The following is a 4,861-nucleotide window of genomic DNA, read 5'->3' as shown; positions in this document are numbered from 1 at the left end:
ATCTCGGCGACCGCGATGCTGGCCGAGATCGCCAGCAGCGAGATCGTTCTTTCGTGGGGGTTGTCGGCGAGGACGCCGCGCACCAGATCGCCGGCGATCTCGGCCAGCATCGCGGTCGCCGAGATCGGCTGGTCAAGCGTGATCGAGCGCGTGACGGCGCTGAGATCGGCAAAGCGCACGCGTACCGTCACCGTGCGGCCGGGCCGCGCCTTGGCGCGCAGCCGGCTGGCGACACGGTCGGCCAGATGCAGCAGAGTGGGCACGATGATCCGCGCTACGGCGGGTTTTTGGCCCAGCGCCGATTGGGCGCCGGCCGAATGCGCGCGGCTATGCGTTTCGAGCTTTCGCGGGTCGCGGTTCCATGACAAGGCGGCGAGCTTTTCGCCGGCGGCGGGACCGAGCAGCCGCGTTAGCGCGCCGCTGTGCGTCCTGGCCAGCTGGCCGATGGTCTCGACGCCGATTTCCGCCAGCCTCGCCCTGATCGCCGGGCCGACGCCCCACATCAGCCCGACCGGCAGGTCGTGCAGGAAAGCGAGCTCGCTGCCGGGGTCGACCACCACCAGCCCGTCGGGTTTTGCCACCTGGGAGGCGATCTTGGCCAGATGCTTGGTGCGCGCCACGCCGATCGAGATCGGCAGGCCGAGTTCGGCCCGCACGCGGCGGCGGATGGTCGTTGCGATCTCCTGCGGCGAGCCGAACAGATGCGTGCAGCCGGCGACGTCGGCAAACGCCTCGTCGATGGAGATGCGCTCGACCACCGGGGTAAAATCGTCGAGCACCTTGATCGCCGCGTCGCCCAGCCGCTGGTAGTGGCTGAAATTGCCGCCGACGAAGATCAGCTGCGGGCACAGCTCACGCGCCTTGCGCCCCGGCATGCCGCCGCGCACGCCGAAGGCGCGGGCCTCATAGGAAGCGGCGAGCACGACGCCGCCGCCCACCGCGATCGGCTTGCCGCGCAGCGACGGATCGAGCAACTGCTCGACCGAGGCGTAGAAAGCGTCGAGATCGGCATGCAGGATGGTGGCTGTCGTTTCCATCCCGACCGCACATCACAGTTGCTGATAGAATTGGAACAAATAAAGAACAAGCACGGGTCGTTGTCAAGCGAGGGGCGATTTGTGCAGCAACAGCCAAGCCAGTTCGAGCGCAATCACCTAGACAATATGCTCCGCCCGCAGCGCCGCCTTCATCCGTTCCAGTTCCGCCTCGCCACCCGCCGCCAGTTCTTCGGCAATCCGCGCCAGCCTATCGTCGGCCTTGCGGTGCTTGCTGCCCCAGGCGCCGAGCGTCGCCAGCACCGGCAAGAGGTCGATACCTGCCTCGGTCAGCCGGTAGACCGTTCTCAAGCCATGCGTCGGGTCGTCGCTTCTGGTGAGGATGCCTTCCTCCTGAAGCGTCTGCAGTCGCTCGGCCAGCGTGCGCGAGGAGATGCCTTCGTCGGATTGCAGGAATTCGCGAAAGTGCCTTTTGCCGGCGAAAGCCATGTCGCGGATGATGAGCAGCGTCCAACGGTCGCCGATCAGTTCGAGCGACAGGTTGATCGGGCAGTCGGATTTTTCGCGCGTCGACATCTATGGTTCCATTTTTAAATCACTTTACTATTGACATCGTTTTGGCCTTGCGTCAACGGTTCCAAATGTAAACTATTTTGCGATGGCCGTGAGGAGAATGACGGTGAAAAAGCTGGTCCTGCAGATGCAGATATCGGTCGACGGCTTTGTCGGCGCCACCGAGGACCATTCCTGGCAGCTCTGGGAGTGGGGTGACGAGAGCGCCTGGGACGATGCGCTGAAGCAGGACTTCAACGCTGTCTTCGCAGGCGTCGATACCATCCTGCTCAGCCGCAAAATGGCACAGGAGGGCTACCTCACCCATTGGGGCACTGCGGCGAAGAAGTTTCCGCACGATCCGTTCTACGCCTTTGCGCAGCGCATCGTCGACGCCCGCAAGGTGGTGCTCAGCAACAAGCTCAAGCAATCGGCCTGGGAGCCGGCTTGGGAGCGCACCAGTGTGGCCAGCGGCGACCTGCCGCGCGAGGTCAACGCGCTGAAGACGGGCGAGGGTGGCGACATTGCCGTGTTCGGCGGCGCCGGTTTCGCGTCAGCGCTGATCGCGGCCGGGCTGGTCGACGAGTTCCAGCTGTTCGTCAACCCGGCGGTGCTGGGGGCGGGCCGCCGGGTTTTTGATCAGGGCGGTTTTAGGAACCTGCGGCTGCTCGGCTCGAAGGCCTATGCCTGCGGCATGGTGGTCAGCCGTTATGCACCGGCGGGGTGAGGGGAACCTCCATCTTCTCCCTGCTCACTTCGCATCGTGGAAAATAATCCCTACCGTGTGGCGCATGCCTGAGCGCAGCCGGCTGACGCCGTGGCGCAGATTGACGCGGTAGTTGCCTTTGGTGCCCTGCACCGGCCGGTTGTGGACGGCGAACACAACGGCGTCGCCCTGCCGCAGCGGCACCACTTCGACTCGGCTCTGCATGCGCGGGCGCTGCTCGGTCAGCGCGAACTCGCCGCCTGTGAAATCCCGGCCCGGTTCGGAGAGCAGGATCGCCACCTGCAGCGGAAAGGCGAGATCGCCATAGAGATCCTGGTGCAGGCAGTTGAAGTCGCCAGGCACATATTGCAGCAGCAGCGGCGTCGGCCGTGTCTGGCCGGCGGCATGGCACTGCTCGAGAAACGCGGCATGCGTCGTGGGATAGCGCATGGCCTGCCCCATGCGCTCGTTCCACCGATTGGCGACCTCGGCCAGCCTGGGATAGAGCGCGCTGCGCAGGCCACCCAGGAGGTCGGGCAAGGGATAGCGGAAATAGCGGTACTCGCCCTTGCCGAAGCCGTGCCTGGCCATATGGATGTGGCTGCGGAAATGCTTCTCCTCGGGATAGAGGTCGGCGATCTGTCGGCACTCTTCGGGCGACAGCAGCTTTTCAATCACCGCGCAGCCGAAGCCGTCCAGTTCGGCGGCAAGGGCGGGCCAGTCGTAATCAGCAACACGTGTCTGAGCAGCTTCAACCGCCGATGCGGCAACCTTGGCATGGGCATTCATATCGTAGCCTCCTTGTAGAGCAGGGCGCGCTTGCGCTCGACGCCCCAGCGGTAGCCCGACAGCGTGCCGGCGGCGCGGACAACACGGTGACAGGGAATGCCCAGCGCGATTGCATTGGCCGCACAGGCCGTCGCCACGGCGCGGGCGCCGTTCGGCTGGCCGATATGCCGGGCGAGCGCGGTGTAGGTGATGGTGCCGCCGCACGGGATGCCTCGGAGCGCCTCCCACACGCGCTGCTGGAATGGCGTGCCGTGGCGCAGGTCGAGCGGCAGGTCGAAGCCGACGCCGGGCATTTCGATGAAGCGCGCGATTGCCGCGAGATCGTCGCGCAGTGCGGCCTCGTCCTTGGCCAGTATCTTGCCTGGGAAGCGGTTGGCGAGATCCTGCTCCAGTGTGTCGGCATCCGAGCCGATCAGGATGGCGCAGACGCCGATATCGCTGCGCGCCGCCAGGATTTTGCCGATGGGGGATTCGCCGATGGCATAGGCGATGGTGCCGAGGGCGGCGACGTTGCAGGCGGCCATCGGCATAGTGGTTTGTATAAGGTTCATTGCCTTCACTCCTTTGTTTGTGGCTGAACCCTAGCCACGGTGTCGGCCGTGTCTCACTCCGGTGCTTGCTTTCAAATTCAAATCTGCCTGAAAGGCGCAAAGGTAGGTGCTCTATGGCGCCCTCCTCTGTCCTACCGGACATCTCCCCCACGGGTGGGGAGATTGGCTGTCACCACCGCCTTCGCCAATCTCCAACGTTGCAGGACGAGAGCCGGCGCCGGAACTGCCAATCTCCCTCCTTGTGGGGGAGATGTCCGGTAGGACAGAGGGGCGCGCCATAGAGTGCTGATTTTGAACCGTCCGCACTTCAGCCAAGCATGCTCATTCGACACGCGTGACCGACACCTCGCCGAGCACGAACACTTCACCGCTCAGCAGGCGCAGCTCGATGTCGCCGGTTGCGGTGTGGTTCCACTCAGCCTTACCCTCATCGACCAGCCCGCCGATGGCGGCCATGACATGGGACTTCGCGCGGTTGCCGGCGGCGGTGGTGCGAGCTGTCCGATTGGTGACGCTGTCATGAGATCTTGCCATCGCGCGCATGCTTGGCCGTCATCTCCGCGCGGATCGGTAGGCGCTGTCAGATTCGCCGGCCTCACGCTCCAGCAGCGCGCGCTTGCGCTCCGCGCCCCAGGCGTAGCCGGACAGGGCGCCCTCCCTGCGGGTCACGCGGTGGCAGGGAATGGCGACGGCAAGATTGTTGGCGGCGCAGGCGGCGGCGATGGCGCGGGTCGCCTTCGGTGAGCCGATGCGCCGCGCGATCTCGGCATAGGAAACCGTGCGGCCGGCGGGGATGTCGCGCAAGGCCTGCCAGACGCGCTGCTGGAACGCCGTGCCGCGCACGTCGAGCGGCAAATCGAGACCGAGCGCCGGAACTTCGACGAAACCGACGACGCGGGCGACCAGCGCCTCGTAGTCGTGATCGCCGCCGATTAGCCGTGCCCTGGGGAAACGGTCCTGCAGGTCGCGCACCAGTGCGTCAGGATCGTCGCCGAGCAGGATCGAGGCGACGCCCTTTTGACTGGACGCGACCAGGATGGTGCCGAGCGAGGTCTCGCCGACGGCGAAGCGGATCTCTTCATCGGCGCCGCCGGCGCGATAGCGCGTCGGCGTCATGCCGAGCATGCCAGTGGATTTCTCATAAAAACGTCCGCTCGAATTGAAGCCGGCATCGTAGATCGCCGTCGTCACGCTGGCGCCGTCTTCCAGGCCCTGACGAACCCTGGCTGCGCGGTGCGCGGCGGCATAGTCCTTCGGTGTCAGCCCGG

General features: G+C 65.4%; 7 protein-coding genes. 1 reads left to right on the top strand and 6 read right to left on the bottom strand.

Translation table 11 applies throughout. The features are described 5' to 3' along the window. Positions 1–1,037, bottom strand: a 1,037-nt coding sequence (dinB, locus tag EN893_RS19015) for a DNA polymerase IV (protein ID WP_128361695.1), incomplete at its 3' end; no start/stop codon positions are given. A gap of 117 nt (positions 1,038–1,154) precedes the next feature. Then, on the bottom strand, positions 1,155–1,571 hold the full coding sequence (locus tag EN893_RS19010) for a helix-turn-helix domain-containing protein (RefSeq protein ID WP_127271661.1): 417 nt from the start codon (positions 1,569–1,571) through the stop codon (positions 1,155–1,157). Between the two features lie 103 nt (positions 1,572–1,674). Here EN893_RS19010 and EN893_RS19005 point away from each other — a divergent pair, with 103 nt between their 5' ends. After that, complete coding sequence (locus EN893_RS19005; protein ID WP_127271659.1) at positions 1,675–2,274, top strand: dihydrofolate reductase family protein; 600 nt, start codon at positions 1,675–1,677, stop codon at positions 2,272–2,274. A 24-nt stretch (positions 2,275–2,298) separates the two neighbouring features. Here the strand turns inward: EN893_RS19005 and EN893_RS19000 are convergent, their stop codons facing one another. The 4 genes from EN893_RS19000 to EN893_RS18980 form a co-directional block, all read right to left on the bottom strand. Further along, complete coding sequence (locus tag EN893_RS19000) at positions 2,299–3,042, bottom strand: 2OG-Fe(II) oxygenase (protein WP_127272378.1); 744 nt, start codon at positions 3,040–3,042, stop codon at positions 2,299–2,301. After that, positions 3,039–3,593, bottom strand: a complete 555-nt coding sequence (locus tag EN893_RS18995) for a methylated-DNA--[protein]-cysteine S-methyltransferase (protein ID WP_127272377.1) — start codon at positions 3,591–3,593, stop codon at positions 3,039–3,041. Before EN893_RS18995 ends, EN893_RS19000 begins: the two co-directional genes overlap by 4 nt. 321 nt (positions 3,594–3,914) lie before the next feature. Next, positions 3,915–4,127, bottom strand: coding sequence for a hypothetical protein (locus tag EN893_RS18985; protein WP_236382747.1), 213 nt, complete (start codon positions 4,125–4,127; stop codon positions 3,915–3,917). An 18-nt stretch (positions 4,128–4,145) separates the two neighbouring features. Next, a partial coding sequence (locus tag EN893_RS18980) for a methylated-DNA--[protein]-cysteine S-methyltransferase (RefSeq protein WP_128361694.1) occupies positions 4,146–4,861 on the bottom strand: 716 nt, incomplete at its 5' end.

Origin of the sequence: Mesorhizobium sp. M7A.F.Ca.CA.004.04.2.1, from assembly GCF_004022825.1 — a bacterium.
In the GTDB taxonomy this organism is placed as follows: Bacteria; Pseudomonadota; Alphaproteobacteria; order Rhizobiales; family Rhizobiaceae; genus Mesorhizobium.
Note: the sequence above shows the minus strand (reverse complement) of the source record. Positions and strands in the feature narration are given on the sequence as shown.

What these genes read in the sequence shown, in the direction of transcription:
- EN893_RS19010 (WP_127271661.1), bottom strand. Translation starts at nt 1,571, where the DNA reads ATGTCGACGCGCGAAAAATCCGACTGCCCGATCAACCTGTCGCTCGAA.
- EN893_RS19000 (WP_127272378.1), bottom strand. Translation starts at nt 3,042, where the DNA reads ATGAATGCCCATGCCAAGGTTGCCGCATCGGCGGTTGAAGCTGCTCAG.
- EN893_RS18995 (WP_127272377.1), bottom strand. Translation starts at nt 3,593, where the DNA reads ATGAACCTTATACAAACCACTATGCCGATGGCCGCCTGCAACGTCGCC.
- EN893_RS18985 (WP_236382747.1), bottom strand. Translation starts at nt 4,127, where the DNA reads ATGGCAAGATCTCATGACAGCGTCACCAATCGGACAGCTCGCACCACC.